The 21,617-nt window shown below is 66.8% G+C and carries 21 protein-coding genes; all 21 read left to right on the forward strand.

Annotated elements, in window-relative coordinates:
* Positions 1-31: 31 nt before the first annotated feature.
* The 21 genes from fliD to ACZYSP_RS31195 all read left to right on the forward strand — a co-directional run bounded on the left by fliD (position 32) and on the right by ACZYSP_RS31195 (position 21,587).
* Positions 32-1,474, forward strand: a complete 1,443-nt coding sequence (gene fliD / locus ACZYSP_RS31095) for a flagellar filament capping protein FliD (protein ID WP_093058562.1) — start codon at positions 32-34, stop codon at positions 1,472-1,474.
* Between the two features lie 19 nt (positions 1,475-1,493).
* Positions 1,494-1,913, forward strand: a complete 420-nt coding sequence (gene fliS / locus ACZYSP_RS31100; protein ID WP_093058563.1) for a flagellar export chaperone FliS — start codon at positions 1,494-1,496, stop codon at positions 1,911-1,913.
* Positions 1,914-1,943: 30 nt separating this feature from the next.
* Positions 1,944-2,276 carry a flagellar protein FliT gene (locus tag ACZYSP_RS31105; RefSeq protein WP_256216787.1) on the forward strand — a complete coding sequence of 111 codons (333 nt, stop codon included), beginning with the start codon at positions 1,944-1,946 and terminating at the stop codon, positions 2,274-2,276.
* A gap of 34 nt (positions 2,277-2,310) precedes the next feature.
* Positions 2,311-3,606, forward strand: a complete 1,296-nt coding sequence (gene fliK / locus ACZYSP_RS31110) for a flagellar hook-length control protein FliK (protein ID WP_489018315.1) — start codon at positions 2,311-2,313, stop codon at positions 3,604-3,606.
* Entirely contained in the window at positions 3,603-3,878 is a 276-nt protein-coding gene (locus tag ACZYSP_RS31115; RefSeq protein WP_093077277.1) for an EscU/YscU/HrcU family type III secretion system export apparatus switch protein, read from the forward strand. The genes fliK and ACZYSP_RS31115 overlap by 4 nt, the downstream gene beginning before the upstream one ends.
* Before the next feature lie 304 nt (positions 3,879-4,182).
* Complete coding sequence (gene flhD, locus ACZYSP_RS31120; protein ID WP_371127410.1) at positions 4,183-4,575, forward strand: flagellar transcriptional regulator FlhD; 393 nt, start codon at positions 4,183-4,185, stop codon at positions 4,573-4,575.
* Positions 4,572-5,159, forward strand: a complete 588-nt coding sequence (gene flhC, locus ACZYSP_RS31125) for a flagellar transcriptional regulator FlhC (RefSeq protein ID WP_093058567.1) — start codon at positions 4,572-4,574, stop codon at positions 5,157-5,159. Before flhD ends, flhC begins: the two co-directional genes overlap by 4 nt.
* Positions 5,160-5,237: 78 nt before the next feature.
* Entirely contained in the window at positions 5,238-6,098 is an 861-nt protein-coding gene (motA, locus tag ACZYSP_RS31130) for a flagellar motor stator protein MotA (RefSeq protein ID WP_093058568.1), read from the forward strand.
* A 13-nt stretch (positions 6,099-6,111) separates the two neighbouring features.
* Positions 6,112-6,990 carry a flagellar motor protein MotB gene (gene motB / locus ACZYSP_RS31135; protein ID WP_093058569.1) on the forward strand — a complete coding sequence of 293 codons (879 nt, stop codon included), beginning with the start codon at positions 6,112-6,114 and terminating at the stop codon, positions 6,988-6,990.
* Positions 6,991-7,015: 25 nt separating this feature from the next.
* Positions 7,016-9,079, forward strand: a complete 2,064-nt coding sequence (gene cheA / locus ACZYSP_RS31140) for a chemotaxis protein CheA (protein ID WP_093058570.1) — start codon at positions 7,016-7,018, stop codon at positions 9,077-9,079.
* A gap of 29 nt (positions 9,080-9,108) precedes the next feature.
* Entirely contained in the window at positions 9,109-10,428 is a 1,320-nt protein-coding gene (locus tag ACZYSP_RS31145) for an EAL and HDOD domain-containing protein (protein WP_426389930.1), read from the forward strand.
* A gap of 94 nt (positions 10,429-10,522) precedes the next feature.
* Positions 10,523-11,362, forward strand: a complete 840-nt coding sequence (locus tag ACZYSP_RS31150; RefSeq protein WP_371127567.1) for a CheR family methyltransferase — start codon at positions 10,523-10,525, stop codon at positions 11,360-11,362.
* Positions 11,359-11,997, forward strand: coding sequence for a chemoreceptor glutamine deamidase CheD (cheD, locus tag ACZYSP_RS31155; protein WP_489018321.1), 639 nt, complete (start codon positions 11,359-11,361; stop codon positions 11,995-11,997). The genes ACZYSP_RS31150 and cheD overlap by 4 nt, the downstream gene beginning before the upstream one ends.
* Positions 11,998-12,053: 56 nt before the next feature.
* Positions 12,054-13,079, forward strand: coding sequence for a protein-glutamate methylesterase/protein-glutamine glutaminase (locus ACZYSP_RS31160; protein ID WP_373559405.1), 1,026 nt, complete (start codon positions 12,054-12,056; stop codon positions 13,077-13,079).
* A 31-nt stretch (positions 13,080-13,110) separates the two neighbouring features.
* The gene (gene cheY / locus ACZYSP_RS31165) at positions 13,111-13,506 is read left to right on the forward strand and encodes a chemotaxis response regulator CheY (RefSeq protein WP_172839779.1); all 396 of its coding nucleotides are present in this window, start codon (positions 13,111-13,113) and stop codon (positions 13,504-13,506) included.
* Position 13,507: 1 nt separating this feature from the next.
* On the forward strand, positions 13,508-14,149 hold the full coding sequence (gene cheZ / locus ACZYSP_RS31170) for a protein phosphatase CheZ (protein WP_489018323.1): 642 nt from the start codon (positions 13,508-13,510) through the stop codon (positions 14,147-14,149).
* A gap of 143 nt (positions 14,150-14,292) precedes the next feature.
* Positions 14,293-15,435 carry a flagellar biosynthesis protein FlhB gene (gene flhB, locus ACZYSP_RS31175; RefSeq protein WP_093178159.1) on the forward strand — a complete coding sequence of 381 codons (1,143 nt, stop codon included), beginning with the start codon at positions 14,293-14,295 and terminating at the stop codon, positions 15,433-15,435.
* Positions 15,432-17,528: a flagellar biosynthesis protein FlhA gene (gene flhA, locus ACZYSP_RS31180; RefSeq protein WP_489018325.1), complete on the forward strand. Its 2,097-nt coding sequence runs from the start codon at positions 15,432-15,434 to the stop codon at positions 17,526-17,528. The genes flhB and flhA overlap by 4 nt, the downstream gene beginning before the upstream one ends.
* On the forward strand, positions 17,525-20,002 hold the full coding sequence (gene flhF / locus ACZYSP_RS31185) for a flagellar biosynthesis GTPase FlhF (RefSeq protein WP_489018327.1): 2,478 nt from the start codon (positions 17,525-17,527) through the stop codon (positions 20,000-20,002). Before flhA ends, flhF begins: the two co-directional genes overlap by 4 nt.
* 10 nt (positions 20,003-20,012) lie before the next feature.
* Positions 20,013-20,819 carry a MinD/ParA family ATP-binding protein gene (locus tag ACZYSP_RS31190; protein WP_093178156.1) on the forward strand — a complete coding sequence of 269 codons (807 nt, stop codon included), beginning with the start codon at positions 20,013-20,015 and terminating at the stop codon, positions 20,817-20,819.
* Between the two features lie 33 nt (positions 20,820-20,852).
* Positions 20,853-21,587 carry an RNA polymerase sigma factor FliA gene (locus ACZYSP_RS31195; RefSeq protein WP_093058580.1) on the forward strand — a complete coding sequence of 245 codons (735 nt, stop codon included), beginning with the start codon at positions 20,853-20,855 and terminating at the stop codon, positions 21,585-21,587.
* Positions 21,588-21,617: the final 30 nt, after the last annotated feature.

Consider the following 21,617-nt stretch of genomic DNA (forward strand, 5'->3'; position numbering starts at 1 on the left):
AGCAGAACACCCAATTCAGGAAAGCTTTCACATGGCAACCATCAGCAGCCTCGGCGTCGGCGCCAATCTCGACCTTGCCAGCTTGCTCACGCAACTCCAGACCGCCGAGAGCCAGCCCCTGGTGGCACTGCAGGCGAAAGCCAAGAGCTACACGAGCAAGCTGTCCGCCTACGGCACGATCCAGAGCGCGCTCAGCACGCTGCAGACGGCTGCCAAGAAGCTGGGCGACCCGACACTGTTCCAGAGCGTGACCGGCACGCCGACCGTGAGCGGCATCCTGTCGGCATCCGCCACGGACGTGAGCGCCGCAGGCAACTACACCATCGACGTGTCGCAGCTCGCGCAGGCGCAGACCGTCATCACCGCGGGCCAGGTCGACACCAAGACCGCGATCGGCAACGGCAAGATCACCATCGACTTCGGCGCGATCACGGGCGGCACGCTCAACGCCACGACCGGCCAGTACACCGGCGCCACGTTCACCGCGGATGCGAGCCAGACCGCGAAGTCGATCACCATCGACCCGACCAACAACACGCTGGAAGGCATCCGCAACGCGATCAACGGCGCCAATGCGGGCGTAACGGCCACCATCGTGAACGACGGCAGCGGCTCGCCCAACCGGCTGGTGCTGACCTCCACGCAGACCGGTGAGAAATCGAGCATGCGCATCTCTGTCGACGGCGATGCGACGCTGCAGAACCTGCTGAACAACGACCCGGCCGGCACGCAGAACCTGAAGCAGACGGCAGCGGCGCAGAACGCCAAGCTGAACGTCAACGGCATCGACGTCACCAGCGCGAGCAACACCGTGAAGGAAGCCATCCAGGGCGCCACGCTGACGCTGGTGAACACCGGCAAGACCGGCCTGTCGATGAAGGAAAACACGGCCGGCGTGAAGACGGCGATCAACGATTTCGTGAAGGCCTACAACAGCCTCCAGAGCACCGCCGCGTCGCTGACCACGTACGACGCCGACACCAACACCGCCGCCGCGCTGGTGGGCGACAGCACGCTGCGCAACCTGCAGACGCGCATCCGCCAGGCACTCACCACGCCGCAGGCCGGCGGCACCAACGACATGAAGGTGCTCACCGAGATCGGCGTGGCCTTCCAGAAGGACGGCACCCTGGCCGTGGACTCCGACAAGCTCGACAAGGCCCTCGCCAACAACCTGAAGGGCGTGGCGAACCTCTTCTCGAGCGCCACCGGCAGCACGGCCGGCTACGGCAAGCAGATCGATGCGCTGGTGACCGACCTCAACACCGGCGCCCTGAAGGTGGCCAGCGACGGCGTGACCTCCACCATCAAGCAGCTCGACGACCAGTACGACGCGATGCAGCTGCGCGTGGACGCCACGGTCGACCGCTATCGCAAGCAGTTCAACCAGCTCGATGTGCTGATCAACAGCATGAACAACACGAAGTCTTATCTCACGCAGCAGTTCGAAGCGATGTCGAACAGCAGCAAGTAAGCAAGCGGGGCACCAGCCGATGTACACCTCCCACAACATGCGCACCGGCGCCGGCGCTTATGCGCGCGTCGGTGTGGAAACGAGCGCGATGAGCGCGTCGCCGCACCAGCTCATCGTGATGCTCTTCGATGGCGCGAAGACCGCCATCGGCATGGCCCGCCACCACATGGCGGCCGGCGATATCGAAGCCAAGGGCAACGCGATCTCCAAGGCCATCGGCATCGTCGACAACGGCCTGAAGGCCGCGCTCGACGCCCAGGCCGCCGGCGATGCCGGCGCCGAACTCGTGCGCAACCTGTCGGCGCTGTACGACTACATCGTGCAGCGGCTGTTCCGCGCCAACCTGCACAACGACGTGCAGGCCCTGGACGAGGCTGACCGGCTGCTCGAGAACGTCGCTTCCGCCTGGCGGGAGATCGACGACCGGGCTCGCAGCTGAAATGCAACCGCAAAAATGAGACAGGACAACATGGCATTCCGGAGTGAGGTCGTTCATTGCTACGAGGAGCTGGCAACCAGCATTGCATCGATGCTGGTGTTGGCACGCGCCAAGGAATGGGGCCGGCTCCCCGCGCTCGAAGAGCGTTGCGCGGCCATGGTCGAGCGATTGCGCGCCATCGAACCGTTCGAGACGCTGGATTCGATGCAGGTCGAGCATGTGCTCGATTTGCTCGAACGCATCCGCTCGGATCAGGCCGAGGTGTCGGGCCTCATCAAGCCGCAGATCGAGGACCTGATCGGCCGGATGGGGTATCTCACCCAGCAGAAGAACCTCGGCAGAGCCTACGGGCCGCCGCACTGAGCGCGGCCCGAAGAAACGCCGAAGAAGCCGCACCATGACTGCACTCGCCGGACTACTCGATGCGCTGCTGGCCGCAAGGCTGGCGCCGCGGCTCGACGTGCTGGGCATCAAGGCCGAGGCCGTCATCGGCGCGCCGGGGCCGGCCGTGCCTGTCGGCAAGGTCGACAACGACGTGCGGCTGCCTTCCAATGCCGCGCTCGACCGGCAACTGCCGGGCGCGATGGCCGGCGGCACGGCGCATGCGGGAGCGGGTGCGACGCCGTCGGTGGCCATGCGGCTGTCGGTGGCGGCGCGCGTCATCGGCGCGGTGCTGGCCGACCTGCAGGCGCAGCCGGGGCCGGTGCGCGGCGCGGCGCCGCTGCTGTCGTCGCGCGGGCAGCCTGCGAGCGCTGCGGCGTTGGCCGGCGCGCTGGCGCAGACGGTGTCGGACAGCGGCCTCTTCTATGAATCGCACCTGGCGGAGTTCGCGGCCGGCAGCCGCACGCTCGCGCAGATGGCGCAGGAGCCGCAGGCGCGCTGGTCGGCGCCGGTGGCTGCGAGGCCCGATGTGGCGGCATCGGCTGCAGCCGTGGCTGCTGTTGCGCAGGCGCCGGCCTCCGCGACCTCCGTGGGGGTGTCCGGTGTGTCGCCGGCGCTCTTGGTGCAAGCCATGGTGGTATCGGTACCACAGGGCGATGCATTCCGCACTGTTGAGAATGCGCCCGTGCCGCAGGCGCCCGCTACCGATGCGCAGCCACAGGAAGCCGCACGCTCCGCACAAGACCCCGAACAGGCTCCCGGGCAAGCCGTATCGAACGATGCCGCGCGCGTGCAGGCGGCCTATCGCCAACCCGAGAGCGCGCAGGTCGGCGGCATGCTCGATTCGATGCCCGCGCATCGTGCCGGCGATTCCGCACGCCAGGCCGACGGCGCTGCTGCCGTATCGGCATCGCGCGGCGCCGAAGTGATTCATCCGCAGGCCGTCACGATCGTGCACCAGCAGCTCGACCTGCTGGCCAGCGCAGTCTTCCGCTGGAGCGGGCAGGCCTGGCCCGATGTGCCGATGAGCTGGTCCATCGAGGAAGAGCAAGCGCAGCAGAGAGATGGCGCCGCGGCGGAAGAAGAGGGCACGCGCCGCTGGTCGACCACGGTGTCGCTGGCGCTGCCGCGGCTCGGCGAAGTCGATCTGCGCCTGAGCCTCGAAGGCTCTGCCGTGCAGGCGCATCTCTTTGCGCGCGAGACCGCCACCATGGCGCGCCTGCGCGGCGACACGGGCCGGCTCGCGAAGCGCTTCGACGCGGCGGGCCTGCGGCTGCAGCAAGTGCAGGTCATGGCGAAGGCGGCGGCATGAACGAAGTGCTCGACAACCGCAACAGCGCCGTCGCGCTTTCGTATGCGGACAAGACACGGGCCCCGGTTGTCGTGGCCAAGGGCTATGGCGTGGTGGCCGAATCGATCATGCGCGAGGCGCGCGAGAACGGGCTTTACGTGCACTCGTCGGCCGACCTCGTGAAGCTGCTGATGCAGGTCGACCTCGATCAGCAGATACCGCCGCAGCTGTACCTCGCGGTGGCCGAGGTCATGGCGTGGATCTACGGCCTCGAAGGTCGCGCAGGCGACTAATTGAACAACGAATCAATGGCAAATCATGAATACGGATATTCATGCAAGAGATTTATCAGTGAATCAAAACAAGGCCATAGTATTTATTAATTCGATGCCTCTGATGAATAAATTACTGCCCAAAAACTCGCGATTGGAACAACTTGTTACGTGATTGTGTAGCGCTTATGACCCTAACTCTCCGTGGGGACAAGTGGCGTTTCTGTCAGACGACTCCTACCTTTTTTGGTCTCCTGTCATACAAAACACTTCAACATGTAAAACTTTGTGTATATAATGTATACACGATTGATAGGAGCACGAAGTGAGCTTTGAATCGGAAATGGGATCAGACGTGGAAAATTGCAACATCACCGCAAACGGCGTGATTTCGAGAGAAATCGGCGAGATAAATCTGGCCTATATGCTGCTGGCGCAGAAGCTGGTCAAGCAGGATCGGGCCGAGGCCATGTTCCGCCTGGGAGTGGGGCGCGAGCTTGCCGATCTGCTGGCGAACATGTCGCTCAGCCAGATCGTGAAGCTGGCTGCTTCCAACTTCCTGCTGTGCAGCTTCCGCCTGGACGACCGACCGATGTTCGCGGTGGTCGGCGAGGGCAAGGAACCGGCGCTGCAGCAGGCGCATATGTCGATCCTGATGGCTGCGCGACAGGCCCAGGCTCAAGCCCAGGCGCCGATGCGCGGAGCGAGCGCGGCGTGAGCAGCAAGAGCGTTCTGGGCGAGGTCCGGCAGGTCCAGCTCGCGATCGAGCTGATCGGTCTCGGCGCCCGGCTGCAGTTTCTGGAGGCGGCAGTCAAGCTGAGCCGGGAGCGCCTGATACGCCTCTACAAGGAACTCAAGGGCGTTTCTCCGCCCAAGGGCCTGTTGCCGTTCTCTACCGACTGGTACATGACCTGGCTGGCCAACATCCACTCGTCGATGTTCTACAACATCTATCGCTTCATGCTCGACGAAGCCGACGAGAACGAATTGCCCGCGCTCATCAAGGCCTATCGCCTCTACACCGAGCAGGTCGAGTCGCAAGGCGGCGAGGTGGTGCTCGACTTCACCCGTGCCGAGACCATGGTGCGCTTCTTCGACAGCGACATGCTGCAGCTGAGCACCTGCAGCCGCTGCGGCGGCCACTTCGTGGCCCATGCACATGACAACAAGAACGGCTACGTGTGCGTGCTGTGCCGTCCGCCTTCGCGCGCAGGCAAGGCGCGCAAGCCCAAGCTGTCCGAGGTGCGCCGGGGTGGGCTCGTCGCCGTGGCGCCGGTGCTCGACATCGGCGGCGCCGTCTAGGAAAAAAGTGCCCCCGCCTCCGGTGTCCGGAGGCCTGGGGTTTGTTGATTCGACGCCGCAGGGCGATAGGGGAAGCGCGTGCTGGTTCTGGCTGGATATCTCGTGGTGATAGGTGCCGTGTTCGGTGGCTACGGCCTCATGGGCGGGCACTTCGGCGTCCTGTTCCAGCCGGTGGAGTTGCTCATGATCGGCGGCTCCGCGCTGGGCGCGTTCATTGCCGGCAACAACGGCAAGACCATCAAGGCCACCATCAAGGAGCTGCCGCTGCTGCTGCGCACCTCCAAGCACAACCGCCAGCTCTACATGGACCTGATGGCGCTGCTGTACGAGCTGCTCGCCAAGGCCCGCAAGGAAGGGATGATGAAGCTGGAGTCCGACGTCGAAGACCCGACCCAGAGCGAGATCTTCATGCGCTACCCGAGCATCATGGCGCACGAGGGCATCACCGTCTTCCTGTGCGACTACCTGCGCCTGGTCATCAGCGGCAACACCGACGCGCACGAGATCGAGGCGCTGATGGACCACGAGATCGAAACCATCCGCCACGAAGCCGCGGTGCCCGGCCACAGCCTCTCGCGCGTGGGCGACGCACTGCCCGCGCTGGGCATCGTCGCGGCCGTGATGGGCGTTGTGCACGCGCTCGGATCGGCCAACCTGCCGCCTTCGGAGATGGGCGCGCTCATTGCCCACGCGATGGTGGGCACCTTCCTCGGCGTGCTGCTGGCCTACGGCTTCGTGTCGCCGCTGGCTTCGCTGATCGAGCAGAAGGTGGAAGAGGGCATGAAGATCTACCAGTGCGCCAAGGTCACGTTGCTGGCCAACCTCAACGGCTACGCGCCGCAGCTCGCGGTGGAGTTCGGCCGCAAGGTGCTGTTCTCTACCGAGCGCCCGTCTTTCACCGAGCTGGACAACCACGTCCGCGAAGTCAAGGCGCGCTGACGCATACACGGCCATGAGCGACTCGAAGCCCCAGATCATCGTCAAGCGCGTGCACGCGGGCGCGCGCGGCGGCGGCCATGCGGGCGGCGGCTGGAAGATCGCCTATGCCGACTTCATGACCGCCATGATGGCCTTCTTCCTCGTGATGTGGCTGCTCTCCATCTCGAGCCCGAAGCAGCGCGAAGGCATTGCCGAGCACTTCCGCATGCCGCTGCGCGTGGCGCTGGCCGGCGGCGAGAAGTCCAGCCTCAGCACCAGCATGATCCCCGGCGGCGGCGCCGATCCGATGCACGTCGAGGGCGAGGTCAAGCTCACCGAAACGGCCAGCGAGGATGAGGCCGACGCCGCCCGCCTGGCCGACATGAAGAAGAAGCTCGACCAGCTGATCGAGAAGAGCCCGGTGTTCCAGCAGTTCCGCTCGCAGATCCTGATCGACATCACCACCGAGGGCCTGCGCCTGCAGATCGTCGACACAGAGAACCGCCCGATGTTCGAGCTGGCCAGCGCCCGCGTGGTGCCGCACATGCGCGCCATCCTGCGCGAGCTGGCACCTGCGCTCAACGGCCTGCCCAACAAGATCACGCTGTCGGGCCACACCGACGCCATCGTCTACACCAACGACCGTTCGTACGGCAACTGGGAGCTCTCGTCCGACCGCGCCAACGCCTCGCGGCGCGAGCTCGTGGCCGGCGGCATGACCGAGGACAAGGTGCTGCGCGTGATCGGCCTGGCCGACAGCATGCACCTGGACAAGGCCGATCCGCGCAACCCCATCAACCGGCGCATCAGCATCATCCTGCTCAACCATCGCACGCAGGAGCGCATCGAGCGCGAGAACAGCAGCGAGCCTGCCGGCACGCGCATCGGCAAGGCGGCTGCGAAGGCGTCGTAACAACAAAACAACAAGAGCTCAAGAGATGGACCTCAGTCAATTCACCCAGGCCTTTTTTGTCGAAGCCGTCGAACTGCTCGCGGAGATGGAGCAGCTGCTGCTGGAGCTCGACGTCGAGGCACCCGACAGCGAACAGCTCAACGCCATCTTCCGCGCGGCGCACTCGATCAAGGGCGGCGCCGCGACTTTCGGTTTCGTCGCCCTGACCAACACCACGCACGTTCTCGAGTCGCTTCTGGACCGCGCCCGCCACGGGCAGCTGCGCCTGAACGGCCGAATGATCGATGCATTCCTGGAAACGAAGGACGCCTTGCAAGAACAACTCACTGCCTACCAGGCCGGCAAGGAGCCGGACCCGGACATGGTCGCGCACATCTGTGGCGTGCTTCAGCAACTCGCGCTCGAAAGCGGCGACGACAGCGCGGTGGCGCAGGTGTCCGCACCGGCGCCTGCTCCCGCTCCTGCGCCAGTGGCTGCGCCTGCAGCGCCGGTCGCATCGTCCGCATCGAGCAGCGGCGCGCTGCGCATCCGCTTCGCGCGCCTGTCCGACAGCGAATGCGACCTGCTCGCGGGCGAGCTGGCCAACCTCGGCAAGGTGTTGTCGCGCACGCGCAGCAACGACCAGCTGACCGTGCTGCTGGAAACCACCTGCGCGCCCGACGACATCGTCGCGGTCTGTTGTTTCGTCATCGACGAGTCGCAGATCGACATCACGCATGAAGCCGCTGCTGCTGCCGTAGAGGCTCCGGCCGTGGCCGAAGCCCCGGCACCCGTGGCTGCGCCAGTGCCCGAACCGGCTGTAGTCGCCGAGGCATCGAAGCCGCAGGCAGCGGCATCGGTCGCCGCACCCGCCGCCAAGGAATCCAGCTCCATCCGCGTCGATGTCGAAAAAGTCGACCAGCTCATCAACCTCGTGGGCGAGCTCGTCATCACGCAGTCGATGCTCACGCAGGCCGCGACCATGCTCGACCCGGTGGCCTACGAGCGCTTCCTGAGCGGCCTCGGCCACCTGGAGCGCAATGCGCGCGACCTGCAGGAATCGGTCATGTCCATCCGCATGATGCCGATGGACTATGTGTTCAGCCGCTTCCCGCGCGTGATCCGCGACGTCAGCGCCAAGCTCGGCAAGCAGGTTCGCCTGGACACCTACGGCAAGGAAACCGAGCTCGACAAGGGCCTCATCGAGCGCATCGTCGACCCGCTCACGCACCTGGTGCGCAACAGCCTCGACCACGGCATCGAAACGCCGGAAGTGCGCCTGGCCAAGGGCAAGGACGCCACCGGCCAGCTGCTTCTGTCGGCGCAGCACCACGGCGGCAACATCGTGATCGAGGTGAGCGACGACGGCGGCGGCCTCAACCGCGAGCGCATCCTGGCCAAGGCCATGCAGCAGGGCATGCCGGTCAGCGAGTCGATGCCCGACGAAGAGGTGTGGCAGCTCATCTTCGCGCCCGGCTTCTCCACAGCCGAACAGGTCACCGACATCTCGGGCCGTGGCGTGGGCATGGACGTGGTCAAGCGCAACATCCAGGAGATGGGCGGCCACGTGGAGATCCACTCGCGCGGCGGGCAGGGCACCACCACCCGCATCGTGCTGCCGCTCACGCTGGCCATCCTCAACGGCATGTCGGTGAAGGTGGGCAGCGAGGCCTACATTCTTCCGCTGAGCTACGTCATCGAGTCGCTGCAGCCGCTGCCGGAGCACCTGCATTCCATTACCGCCGACGGCCACGTGATCCGCGTGCGCGGCGAGTACCTGCCGCTGATCGAACTGCACCGCGTGTTCGACGTGTCGGGTGCGCAGACGCATCCCACGCAGGGCATCCTGGTGATCGTGCAGGCCGACGACAGCCGCTTCGCGCTGCTGGTGGACGAACTGCTCGGACAGCACCAGGTGGTGGTGAAGAACCTGGAAACCAACTACCGCAAGGTGCCCGGCATTTCCGCCGCGACCATCCTCGGCGACGGCAGCGTGGCTTTCATCATCGACGTGGGCGCCATGCCGCGCATCCAGCGCGCGCAGGCCGCGAGCACGGCCGCGCTGGCGGGCGCCGCCCGGAGGATTGCCACCGACGCCATCGCGCTTTGATCGCTCTGACACCCCACGGAGACAGCTGAATGCGGTTTGATTTCTTCCGGCGTTCCTCCGGCGACACAGGGGCCAACCCCGATCTTGGCGCCGGCACCGACGCGTCGGCACAGCCCGACGCGGGGCCCGACGGCCACGTGGCCTATGCCATGCTGCTCGACGCGCAGCGGCGCGTCATGGGCTATCGCATGGCCTGGCGCGCGGCGGGCGGCGAGGGCTCCGGCGTGTCCGGCGCTGCTGGCGTCAAGGCGCTGATGGACACGCTCGCCATGCACCTCAACCCCACGCCCGCGGGCTGGCTGCTGGGGCCGCAGCTGGTGTTCGTCGACGTGACGGTCGATGCGCTGTTCCAGAGCGAACTGCAATCGCTGCCGCCACAGCACATGGTGCTGTGCATGGGCGTGGACGAACTGCTGGACGCGGACATGCGCTCCATCCTGCTGTTCCTGCGCGAGCAGGGCTTCGGCTTCATGCTGTGCGGCGCCACTGCGCTACCCGAAGACCCCGAGCTGCGCGCCATCGTCACTCACTTCGAGGTGGATGCGCGCGACGCCGACACCGTGGCTCGGCTGCGCCGGGACGCGGAGCTGGGCCATCCGCCGGTCGAGCCGATCGCCTCGCGCGTGGAAAACTGGGACGAATTCGACGCCTGCGCCGGGCGCCGCGTGAATGTGTTCATCGAAGGCGCGTTCCGCAATCCGCCGGTGCGCGAGACCGAAGACGCGCTGCAGCCCGAGTCGCTGCTGATCGTGCAGCTGATGCAGATGCTCCAGCGCAACGAAGACGTGCGCGTCATCGAGGCCGCGCTCAAGCACGACGCTGCGCTCACCTACCGGCTGCTGCGCTACATCAACTCGCCCTCGGTCGGCATGGCGGTGGAAATCCATTCGCTGCGCCATGCGGTGGCCATGCTCGGCTACTCGCCGCTGTACCGCTGGCTGTCGCTGCTGCTGGCCACCAGCAACAAGGGCGGCTCGCCCTTCATGATGAAGAAGGCGATCCTGCGCGGGCGCTTCGTCGAACTGATGGGGCAGGGCATGCTGCCGGCCAGCGAGGCCGACAACCTGTTCGTGGCCGGCATGTTCTCTCTGCTCGACCAGTTGCTGGGCGTGTCGATGGAGGGCGTGCTGCGCAAGGTGCAGCTCACCGAGTCGGTGCAGCAGGCCATTCTTTCGCGCGGCGGCCTGTACGGCCCCTTCGTGGCGCTGGCCGAAAGCTGCGAGCTCGACGACGGACAGGCTTCGCGCCTGTCGGAAGCGTTGTTCCTGAGCGCAGACCAGGTCAATGCGGCGCAACTGTCTGCGCTGGTGTGGGCGCAGGACGCGAGCCCGGTCGCGGCCGGCCCCTGAACGCGCGCGAGGCCGGAAGTGCAGGGCATTTGTTCGTTTGATCGGGCCATTGGAAACGGCGGACGCTATGTACATTGAAAGCCAAGCTTCCAGGATGGCCGTGACTACCGAGTTCCTTTTTACCGACAGCGACTTTTCCCGGATCCGCACCCTCATACACCGCCGCGCCGGCATCGCCCTGGGCGAGCAGAAGCGGCAGATGGTGTACAGCCGGCTCTCGCGCCGGCTGAGAGAGCTCCAGGTACCCGACTTCGCCACCTACCTCGACTGGCTCGAAGGGCGGCAGGATGGCGAGGAGTGGCAGTTGTTCATCAACTCGCTCACCACCAACCTGACCTCGTTCTTCCGCGAGGCCCATCACTTCCCGACGCTGGCCGAGCACGTGCGCAAGGCGAAGCAGCCCGTCACCGTGTGGTGCGCGGCGGCCTCGACGGGCGAGGAACCCTATTCGATTGCCATCACGCTGATGGAGGCGCTGGGCGACAAGGCGGGCTCGTCGCGTGTGATCGCCACCGACATCGACACTTCGGTGCTGGCCAAGGCGGCTACCGGCGTGTTCACCGCCGAGCAGGTGCGCAGGCTCGCACCCGAGCGGCTGCGGCGCTTCTTCAACAAGGGCACCGGCGCGAATGCGGGCAAGGCGCGAGTACGCCCCGAGGTGGCGGCGCTGGTGAAGTTCTCGCGGCTCAACCTGCTCGACAGCGCGTGGGCGGTGAAGGAGCCGGTGGACGCGATCTTCTGCCGCAACGTGATGATCTATTTCGACAAGCCCACGCAGAAGAAGGTGCTCGACCGCTTCGCGCCGCTGCTCAAGCCGAACGGCCTGCTGTTCGCGGGGCATTCGGAGAACGCGTCGCTCGTCAACCAGGCCTTCCGGCCGCTGGGCCAGACCGTGTACGAGCTGGCGCGCGCGCGTGCCACGGGCGTTCCATGATGGCTTCGAACCCTGCCGCACCGGACTCGGTGGCCAGCCACCACTACTTCGACCGCGACGTCGGCCTCATGGCCGTGAAGCTGTTGCCCTCCGAGTACTACGTGACTTCGAGCAACACCGTGCTGAGCACGGTGCTCGGCTCGTGCGTGGCCGCCTGCCTGCACGACAGGGAAGCCGGCGTGGCCGGCATGAACCACTTCATGCTGCCCGACGACGGCGAAGCGGCCGGCACCGGCACGCGCGACGCATCCGAGTCGATGCGCTACGGCGCCTACGCCATGGACACCCTGATCCGCGAACTGGTGCGCGCGGGCGCGCGCCGCGACCGGCTGCGTGCCAAGGTGTTCGGCGGCGGCGCGGTACTGGCCAACATGACCACGCTCAACATCGGCGACCGCAACGCCGACTTCGTGCTGCGCTACTTGCGCAACGAACGCATCGAAGTCGCCGCGCAAGACCTGCGCGGGCCGCATGCGCGCCGCGTGTGCTTCGTGCCGGCGACTGGCAAGGCCATCGTGCGCAAGCTGCGCGCGCAGACAGAAGTGGCGCAGGTGCAGAACGAAGAGGGCGAGTTGCTGCGCAGGCTGTCCGGCCTTCGCGCGGCGCCGGCTGCCTCAATCAAGGGAAACCCGTGAGCAATAAAAAAATCAAGGTGCTGTGCGTCGACGACTCGGCACTGATCCGCAGCGTGATGACGGAGATCATCAACAGCCAGAGCGACATGACCGTGGTGGGCACGGCGGCCGATCCGCTGGTGGCGCGCGACCTCATCAAGGTCACGAACCCCGACGTGCTCACGCTCGACGTCGAGATGCCGCGCATGGACGGGCTGGAGTTTCTCGAAAAGCTCATGCGGCTGCGGCCCATGCCCGTGGTCATGGTGTCGTCGCTGACCGAGCGCGGCTCGGAGATCGCGCTGCGCGCGCTCGAGCTGGGCGCCATCGACTTCGTGACCAAGCCGCGCCTGGGCGTACGCGACGGCCTGCTCAACTACACCGAACTGATCGCCGGCAAGATCCGCACGGCTGCGAGCGCGCGGCTGCTGCCCGGCCGGCATGCCGCGGCCCCGCGCCCCGGCGGCGACGCGCCACACGAATCGCTGCTGCGCAGCCCGTTGCTGAGCACCGAAAAACTCATCATCATCGGCGCCTCCACCGGCGGCACCGAGGCCATCCGCGAAGTGCTGCAGCCGCTGCCGCCCGATTCGCCCGCGGTGATGATCGCGCAACACATGCCGGCAGGCTTCACCCGCTCGTTCGCGCAGCGGCTCGACGGCCTGTGCCGCATCAACGTGAAAGAGGCCGAGCACGGCGAGCGCGTGCTGCCCGGCTATGCCTACATCGCGCCCGGCGGCTTTCACCTGTCGCTCGCGCGCAGCGGCGCCAACTACGTGGCCCACCTCGACCAGGAGCCACCGGTGAACCGCCACCGGCCGTCGATCGACGTGCTGTTCGATTCGGCGGCCAGGCACGCGGGCAAGAACGCCATCGGAATCATCCTGACCGGCATGGGCAGGGACGGCGCCGAAGGCCTGCTGCGCATGAAGCGCGCGGGTGCGCACACGCTGGCGCAGGACGAGGCCAGCTGCGTTGTCTTCGGCATGCCGCGCGAAGCCATCGCACTGGGCGCGGTGGACGACGTGTCCCCATTGAGCGAAGTGAGCCGCCGGGTGATGGCGCACCTTCGCACGTTCGGCGAACGTGCGAACCGAGTTTGAAAAACGACCTGTTGGAGTTGGAAATATCGTGATCGACAAGAGCATCAAAATCCTGGTTGTGGACGACTTCCCGACCATGCGCCGCATCGTGCGCAACCTGCTGAAGGAACTGGAGTTCCTCAACGTCGACGAGGCGGAAGACGGCGCGGCCGGCATCGAGAAGCTGCGCGGCGGCAATTTCGGTTTCGTGGTGTCCGACTGGAACATGCCGAACATGGACGGCCTGACCATGCTGCAGACCATTCGCGCCGACCCCGAGCTGAAAAAGCTGCCGGTGCTGATGGTCACGGCCGAGGCGAAGAAAGAGAACATCGTGGCGGCCGCGCAAGCTGGCGCCAACGGCTACGTGGTGAAGCCATTCACCGCCGCCACGCTCGAAGAGAAGATCACCAAGATCTTCGAGAAGCTTGCGAAGGAAGCGGCCTGATATGAGCCAGAACGCTGCCGGGGCCGCGGACCCCACCAACACCGCCGAAGAACTGCTGGGCCGCATCGGCCAGCTCACGCGCCAGCTGCGCGAAGGCCTGCGCGAGCTGGGCCTCGACAAGCAGGTGGCCAAGGCCGCGCAAGCCATTCCGGATGCACGCGACCGCCTGAGCTACGTGGCTGCCACCACCGAGCGTGCCGCGCACCGCGCGCTCAATGCCATCGACGTGGCACAGCCGCTGCAGGAAGCTCTGGCCAGCGATGCCAAGGGCCTCAGCAAGCGCTGGGACCTGTGGTTCGAAAACCCCATCGAGCTCGACCACGCGCGCGAACTCGTGCTCGACACGCGCAGCTACCTCAACGAGGTGCCGGATCGTGCCGGCGCGATCAACTCGCAGCTCATGGAAATCCTGATGGCGCAAGACTTCCAGGATCTGACCGGCCAGGTCATCAAGAAGATGATGGAAGTGGTCAACGACGTGGAGACGCAGCTGCTGCAAGTGCTGATCGACAACTCCGCGCCCGAGAAGCGCCAGGAGGCAGCGCACAGCCTGCAGAACGGCCCGCAGGTCAAGCCCGGCAATCCCGATGCGGTGACCGACCAGGCGCAGGTCGACGACCTGCTGGAGAGCCTCGGCTTCTGAGCCCGGGCCGGGCTTCCAGGCCCTGCCTATTGTCCGAATAGCAGGGCGATAAGGGCCCTTATCGGCAGATTGTTCCGGACGACCGAATTCAATAATTTGGTCATGAGCAAGGCGTACTTCGCCACTGCTGGTTCGGAGCATGAATGGCTGAGGAAAGCGATCTCGAAAAAACGGAACCCGCCTCCGAGCGACGCCTGGAGAAGGCGCGCGAGGAAGGCAACGTAGCCCGTTCGCGCGAGCTCACCACCTTCGTCATGCTGGGCACCGCATGCGCGGGGCTGTGGTTCGCAGGGGAGTCACTGGGCACGAGCATGAGCGGCGCGTTGCACCGCGGCCTGCAGTTCGACCGCGCCAGCGCCTTCGATCCCTCGCACATGCTGGCCCAGACCGGGTTGATGGCGATGCACACGCTCACGGCCATCGGCCCGTTGTTCGCGATGATGATCGTCGCTGCCGTGGTCGCGCCGCTGATGCTCGGCGGCTGGCTGTTCTCCACCAAATCGGTGGGGCCGAACTTCAGCAAGCTCAATCCGCTGGCCGGCATCGGCCGCATGTTTTCCGCGCAGTCGCTGGCCGAGCTTTTCAAGGCGCTGGCCAAGTCGGCGCTGATCGGCGGCGTGGCGTGGTGGGTCGTGTCGCGCGACATCGGCGCGTTGATGGACCTGATGGCGCAGCCCGCGCACTACGCGCTGCCGCACGCAATGGTGCTGGTGGCCAAGCATTGCGCGCTGATCGCGGCCACGCTGTTTCTCGTGGCGCTGATCGACGTGCCCTTCCAGCTCTGGAGCTACTACCGCAAGCTGCGCATGTCGCGCGAAGACCTGCGCCAGGAGCACAAGGAAAGCGAAGGCGATCCGCACATCAAGGCCGCGATCCGCCGCCAGCAACAGCAGATGGCGCGCCGCCGGATGATGGCCGAGGTGCCCAAGGCAGACATCGTGCTGACCAACCCCACGCACTTTGCGGTGGCGCTGAAGTACACCGACAGCGGCATGCGCGCACCGCGCGTGGTGGCCAAGGGCACCGAGCTGGTGGCCGCGCGCATTCGCGAGATGGCGCTGGAGCACAAGGTCGCGATTCTCGAAGCGCCGCCGCTCGCGCGCGCTCTCTACAAGCACACGAAGCTGGGCGATGAGATTCCGGCAGGCCTGTACACCGCGGTGGCCGAGGTGCTGGCCTGGGTGTACCAGCTCAGGCGCTGGAAGACCGAGGGCGGCGACGCCCCGCGCACGCCGACCGACCTGCCGGTGCCCGCAGACCTTCAATACACAGTGGAAGCCGCATGAACGCGATGACAAACCTGATGCGTCTGCCGACGCGTCTGTTCTCCGGCTCGCAGTTCAAGGGACTGGCCGGGCCGATTCTCATCATCCTCATCCTGAGCATGATGGTGCTGCCGCTGCCGCCCTTCCTGCTCGACCTGCTGTTCACCTTCAACATCGCCATGTCGGTGATGGTGCTGCTGGTGAGCATGTACACGATGAAGGCGCTGGACTTCGCGGCCTTCCCGGCCGTGCTGCTGTTCTCGACGCTGCTGCGCCTGTCGCTGAACGTGGCGTCCACGCGCGTGGTGCTGATGCACGGCCACACCGGGCCCGACGCGGCTGGCAAGGTGATCGAGGCCTTCGGGCACTTTCTGGTCGGTGGCAACTTCGCGGTGGGTGTGATGGTCTTCATCATCCTCGTGCTCATCAACTTCATGGTGATCACCAAGGGTGCGGGACGCATTGCCGAGGTGGGCGCGCGCTTCATGCTCGACGCGATGCCGGGCAAGCAGATGGCCATCGACGCCGACCTCAACGCCGGCCTGATCGGCGAAGACGTGGCCCGCAAGCGCCGCACCGAGGTTGCGCAGGAGGCCGACTTCTACGGCTCGATGGACGGTGCCAGCAAGTTCGTGCGCGGCGATGCGATCGCGGGCCTGCTCATCATGGTGATCAACATCATCGGCGGGCTGGTGGTCGGCATGCTGCAGCACGGGCTCGACTTTTCCACTGCCGGCAAGACCTACACGCTGCTGGCCATCGGCGACGGCCTGGTGGCGCAGATTCCGGCGCTCGTCATCTCCACCGCTGCCGGCGTGATCGTGTCGCGCGTGACCACCGACGAAGACGTGGGCAGCCAGCTCACGGGCCAGCTCTTTTCCAACCCGCAGGTGCTGTTTCTCACGGCCGGCATCGTCGGCCTGCTGGGCATGATCCCGGGCATGCCGAACCTGGCCTTCCTGCTGATCGCGGGCGGCCTGGTGTGGCTGGGCCGCCGGCTTGTGATGCGCAAGCCGCAGGAGGCCGCGCAGAAGGCAGCCGCCGCGCAGGCCGCGAACCCTGCGCCCTCGACCGAGATGGAAGAAGCGACGTGGGACGACGTCGCAATGGTCGACCCGCTGGGCATGCAGGTCGGCTACCGGCTCATTCCGCTGGTGGACCAGTCGCAGCAGGGCGAGCTGCTGGGCCGCATCAAGAGCATCCGCAAGAAGATTGCGCAGGAGGTCGGCTTCCTGGTGCCGGTGGTGCACATTCGCGACAACCTGGAGATCAAGCCCAACACCTACGTCATCAGCCTGAAGGACGTGGAGATCGGGCGCGGCGAGGCCTTCCCCAACCAGTGGATGGCCATCAACCCCGGGCAGGTGACGGGCACGCTGCCCGGCACGCCCACGCGCGACCCGGCCTTCGGCCTGGCGGCGGTGTGGATCGACGCCAGCCTGCGGCAACAGGCACAGGTGCAGGGCTACACGGTGGTCGATGCCTGCACGGTGATGGCCACGCACCTGAACCACCTGATCCAGACGCATGCCGCCGAACTGCTGGGCCGCCAGGAAGTGCAGCAGCTGCTCGACCAGATCGCCAAGACCGCACCCAAGCTCACGGAAGACCTGGTGCCGAAGGTGCTGTCGCTCAGCACGCTGCACAAGGTGCTGCAGAACCTGCTCGACGAAGAGGTGCCCATCCGCGACATGCGCACCATCCTCGACGTGATGGCCGAGCATGCGCCGACCATCAAGGACCCGACCGAACTCACCACGCTCACGCGCCTGGCGCTGGGCCGCGCCATCACGCAGCAGCTGTTCCCGGGCGACACCGAGATGCAGGTGATCGGCCTCGACGGCTCGCTCGACGGCGTGCTGCAGCAGGCCTTGACCAACAGCAGCGGCATCGAGCCCGGCATTGCCGACAACCTGCTCAGGCAGGCGCAGGCAGCGATCCTGCGCCAGGAGCAGATGGGCCTGGCGCCGGTGCTCGTGGTGCAGCACGCGCTGCGCGTGCTGCTGTCCAGATTCCTGCGGCGCAGCCTGCCGCAGCTGAAAGTGCTTTCGCATGCGGAGATTCCTGACTCCCGCACCATCAAGATCACCACCGCCATCGGAGGACGAGGTTGAATTCCAAGCAGACCGACGTGCGCACCACCGCGCGCAAATTCGTCGCGGCCACCAGCCGCGAAGCCCTGAGGATGGTGAGGGAGGCGCTGGGCGCCGACGCCATCGTGCTGACGCATCGCGCAATGGCCGAGGGCGTCGAGATCGTCGCAATGGTCGAGGGCGAAGTGCAGGGGGTGTTGAAAGACACCGCGCCTGTGCCTGCGAAGCCCGTGGTGACCGCGGCGCCCGTGGCATCAGTCCCCGTGCCTGTGGCGGCCCCTGTGCCCGCTCCTGCACCCGCACCCGCACCCGCACCCGCACCCGCACCCGCACCCGCACCCGCACCCGCCGACACCGTGCTCACCGAACTGCATTCCATGCGCGGCATGATCGAAGAGCAGCTCGCCAGCGTCGTGTGGAACGACAAGCAGCGCCGCGACCCGGTGCGCGGCCGCCTGCTGCGCACGCTGCTCGGCGCCGGCTTCAGCGCGGGCCTGTCGAAGGCCATGCTGGAGAAGATGCCCACCGGCCAGACATACGCCGAAGGCATGGCCTACGTGCGCTCGGAGCTGATCCGCGCCGTGCCAGTGCATGAAGACGAAGACGCGCTGTTCGCGCAGGGCGGCGTCTACGCCCTGATGGGCCCGACCGGCGTCGGCAAGACCACCACCACCGCCAAGCTGGCTGCGCGCTGCGTGATGCGCTTCGGTGCCGACAAGCTCGCGCTGGTGACCACCGACAGCTACCGTATCGGCGCCTACGAGCAGCTGCGCATCTACGGCCAGATCCTCAATGTGCCGGTGTATGCCGTGAAGGATGCGGCCGACCTGCACCTGGTGCTGCAGGACCTGCGCGACAAGCACATGGTGCTGATCGACACCGTCGGCATGAGCCAGCGCGACCGCGCCGTGTCCGAGCAGATCGCGATGCTCGGCCAGAGCCAGCGGCCCGTGAAGCGGCTGCTGCTGCTCAACGCCACCAGCCACGGCGACACGCTCAACGAGGTGGTGCATGCCTACCGCCACGGCAACGAGCTCACCGGCTGCATCTTCACCAAGGTCGACGAGGCCACGCATCCGGGCGCGCTGATCGACACCGTGATCCGCCACCGCCTGCCGGTGCACTACATCTCCAGCGGCCAGAAGGTGCCCGAGAACCTGATGCAGGCCGACCGCGCGCAGCTGGTGGACAGCGTGTTCCAGCCGCGCCAGCACAGCCCGCTGTTCGTGCCCGCAGAAAGCGATCTGCACGAGGAGCCGGCGGGCGCGGGCCCCTCGGCGCAGGTGGTGCAGGCGCAAGGCGAGACCGACCGCCTGCGGCTGAAGTACCAGAACCTGATTCGCGCCATGGCGCACGACGCGCAAGAGCTCGCCACCACCGCGAGCGCGCTGGCCGGGGCGCAGATCGGCTTCGAGCGTTCGCGCGCACTCTGGCGCCAGGCCGGCGACGAAGGCACCGGCCAGAAGGCCGTGCTGCACGACCTGATGGTGCATGCGCGCAGCGAAGTGGCCGCCGGCTGCGAGACCCATGTGCTCGCACTGTGCGGGCAGGTCGGGCTGCGCTCGAACGAAGGCGGCGACGCTTATGAATGCCACGGCAGCCTGCTGCTGTCGGACCGCACGGGCCTGCCGTTGGCGGCGCCGAACCAGTGGCTCTCGACCGCCGCCACGCGCGGCATGAAGGACGCTGCGCGCAAGCCCGGCGCACGCCAGGTGTCATGGCTGCGCCAGCAGGACTTCGGCCACAAGCCGCTGGTGCATCTGTTGACGAGGCTGCCCGGCATCGAAGCCATGGTGCAGTGGCAGGCCGCGGGCCAGCGCTGGCTGGCGCGCGCGCCGGGCTCCACCGCGGTGATCGACGTGCGCACCGGCGCACCCGACACGCTCGCGCGCATGGACTTCGAATTCGGCGAGGGGCAGCCCGTGCGCTTTCGCGGCAAGGCGGCGTTGCGCAGCGAGGCGCATGCCGACGTGGTGCTGCGCTTCAACGCAGCCGCCATGGCGGCGGGCATCGGGCGCGATGCGATGCCCGCGCTGCGCTGCGTCGCCATGCGGGTGGTCGATGCGCGCACCGGCAACGTGCTGGCGCAGGGCCATGCATTGACCAATATCGGCGCGGACGTTTCCACGCAGCAGCTCGCGCAATGGCAGGGCTGGGCCAGCGACGCCGAGCCCTGCTTCCGGCTGCTGCGCGACGGTGTGCAGATGGTCGGCGGCATCGGCGAACTGGGCGACCCCGACATCATGAAGCGGCTGCTGATCGCCGGCCAGATGACCACCACCGTGTGGCGTCTGCTGCAAGCCGAAGGCGATTGGGCCGACCGCACGCGCGCGCTGCTGGGCCAGCTCACGGGGCGCCCGGCGCGCAACGGACGGGCCATGAGCGGCAGTGCGCTGTATGCGGGCGTGGGCAAGCTCTTTCTGCTGCTGGAGGCGCTGGGCACCGAGTCGACCGCTCCCACGCAGGCGCCGCGTGCGCTGGAGAAGTTGGGTTGAGGAATCAGGAATGAACAAGCTGGTTGCGGATCAGGCCGACGGACTGCGGCGCATGCTCGCACCGACGCATGCGCGTGTGGTGGCCGTCGCAGGCCTGGGGCAGGGCGCGGGGAGCACCACGGCCGCGATGAATCTCGGTGTGGCACTGACCCTGCAGGGTCGCAACGTGCTGCTGCTGGACGAGCACTGCCCGACTGTGGGTTCGGCCTGCGAGGTGTGGGACATCGATCCGCTGGGGAACCTGGCCGATGTAGCAAGCCAGCGCCTGACGCTGGATGGTGCAGAGGTCAAGGCAGCCTGCGGCGTGCACGTGCTACCCGCGCCGCACGGCGCGGTGAATGGTGCGGATGGCGAAATCGACCCGCGCAAGTTCTGGCACGACGGCGTGGTCATCGTCGATGCGGCTTTCGACGCCGAGGGCCGGCTGTCGGCGCTCGCGCAGGGCGCGGACGACCTGCTGCTGGTGCTGCAGCCGCACCCCGCGTCGATCACCGCGGCCTATGCAGGCATCAAGCGGCTGCACCACGCGCACGGCCTCAAGCAGATGCGCTTCCTGGTCAACGGCGCGGCCGACGTCGTGGCCGCGCGCCAGATCATGAGCAACCTCGCGCATGCCGCCAGCCGCTATCTCGCGCTGCTGTTGCAGCCCGCGGGCTGGGTGCGCTTCGACCCGCTCGTTGCCGACGCGTGGCGCCTGAAGAAGACCATCGTCGAGGCCTTTCCCGCGAGCCATGCCGCCGTCGACTTCCGGCGCATTGCCGGCGAGGTTGACCGCTGGCCCTGGCGCGCGGCCGAGCCGCTGCAGGCCGTGGCCTGAGCCGCCGACCCGGACAACCCAAGAAGGACGGCCGTGTACACCGCACAGGGAACCATCGAAAAATCACATCTGCTGGCGCAGCACCAGCCGCTGGTGCGCCGCATCGCGTTGCAGATGATGGCCAAGCTGCCGGCCAGCGTGGAGCTGGACGACCTGATCCAGGCCGGCATGCTGGGCCTGCTGGACGCCTCCAGCCGCTACCAGGACAACCGCGGCGCGCAGTTCGAGACCTTCGTCAGCCAGCGCATCCGCGGCGCCATGCTCGACGAACTGCGCGCCAGCGACTGGGGCTCGCGCGGCCTGCGCCAGTCGGCGCGCGGCGTCGAGAAGGCGATCCAGGCGCTGGGCCACAAGCTCGGGCGCTCTCCCACCGAAGGGGAGATCGCCAAGGAGCTGAAGATGGACCTGGAGGCGTATCAGTCGCTGCTGCAGGAGATCCAGGGCTGCCAGCTGGTGTATGTCGAAGACTTCTCCAAGGACGACCCGGACAGCCCGTTCCTCGACAGCCACTCGCAGGACGCGCGCAAGGACCGGCGCGGCAGCGACGATCCGCTGGAGCAGCTGCTGGAAAGCGGCTTCCGGCATCAGCTGGTGGACGCCATCGGCGCGCTGCCGGAGCGCGACCAGCTGCTGCTGAACCTCTACTACGAGGAAGAGCTGAACCTGCGCGAGATCGGCGCGATCCTGGAGGTGAGCCAGTCGCGCGTGTGCCAGCTGCACAGCCAGGCGATCAGCAGGCTGCGGGCCAAGCTGAAGGATGTGCTGTAGCGAACTCCGGGGCCAGGGCCGCCGCCTGAA

The sequence above is a fragment of the Variovorax sp. F042 genome (assembly GCF_057814215.1).

Bases quoted from the DNA above. Each gene is read 5' to 3' on its own strand.
- fliD (WP_093058562.1), top strand. From the start codon at position 32: ATGGCAACCATCAGCAGCCTCGGCGTCGGCGCCAATCTCGACCTTGCC.
- fliS (WP_093058563.1), top strand. From the start codon at position 1,494: ATGTACACCTCCCACAACATGCGCACCGGCGCCGGCGCTTATGCGCGC.
- ACZYSP_RS31105 (WP_256216787.1), top strand. From the start codon at position 1,944: ATGGCATTCCGGAGTGAGGTCGTTCATTGCTACGAGGAGCTGGCAACC.
- fliK (WP_489018315.1), top strand. From the start codon at position 2,311: ATGACTGCACTCGCCGGACTACTCGATGCGCTGCTGGCCGCAAGGCTG.
- ACZYSP_RS31115 (WP_093077277.1), top strand. From the start codon at position 3,603: ATGAACGAAGTGCTCGACAACCGCAACAGCGCCGTCGCGCTTTCGTAT.
- motB (WP_093058569.1), top strand. From the start codon at position 6,112: ATGAGCGACTCGAAGCCCCAGATCATCGTCAAGCGCGTGCACGCGGGC.
- cheA (WP_093058570.1), top strand. From the start codon at position 7,016: ATGGACCTCAGTCAATTCACCCAGGCCTTTTTTGTCGAAGCCGTCGAA.
- ACZYSP_RS31145 (WP_426389930.1), top strand. From the start codon at position 9,109: ATGCGGTTTGATTTCTTCCGGCGTTCCTCCGGCGACACAGGGGCCAAC.
- ACZYSP_RS31150 (WP_371127567.1), top strand. From the start codon at position 10,523: ATGGCCGTGACTACCGAGTTCCTTTTTACCGACAGCGACTTTTCCCGG.
- cheD (WP_489018321.1), top strand. From the start codon at position 11,359: ATGATGGCTTCGAACCCTGCCGCACCGGACTCGGTGGCCAGCCACCAC.
- ACZYSP_RS31160 (WP_373559405.1), top strand. From the start codon at position 12,054: ATGACGGAGATCATCAACAGCCAGAGCGACATGACCGTGGTGGGCACG.
- cheZ (WP_489018323.1), top strand. From the start codon at position 13,508: ATGAGCCAGAACGCTGCCGGGGCCGCGGACCCCACCAACACCGCCGAA.
- flhB (WP_093178159.1), top strand. From the start codon at position 14,293: ATGGCTGAGGAAAGCGATCTCGAAAAAACGGAACCCGCCTCCGAGCGA.
- flhA (WP_489018325.1), top strand. From the start codon at position 15,432: ATGAACGCGATGACAAACCTGATGCGTCTGCCGACGCGTCTGTTCTCC.
- ACZYSP_RS31190 (WP_093178156.1), top strand. From the start codon at position 20,013: ATGAACAAGCTGGTTGCGGATCAGGCCGACGGACTGCGGCGCATGCTC.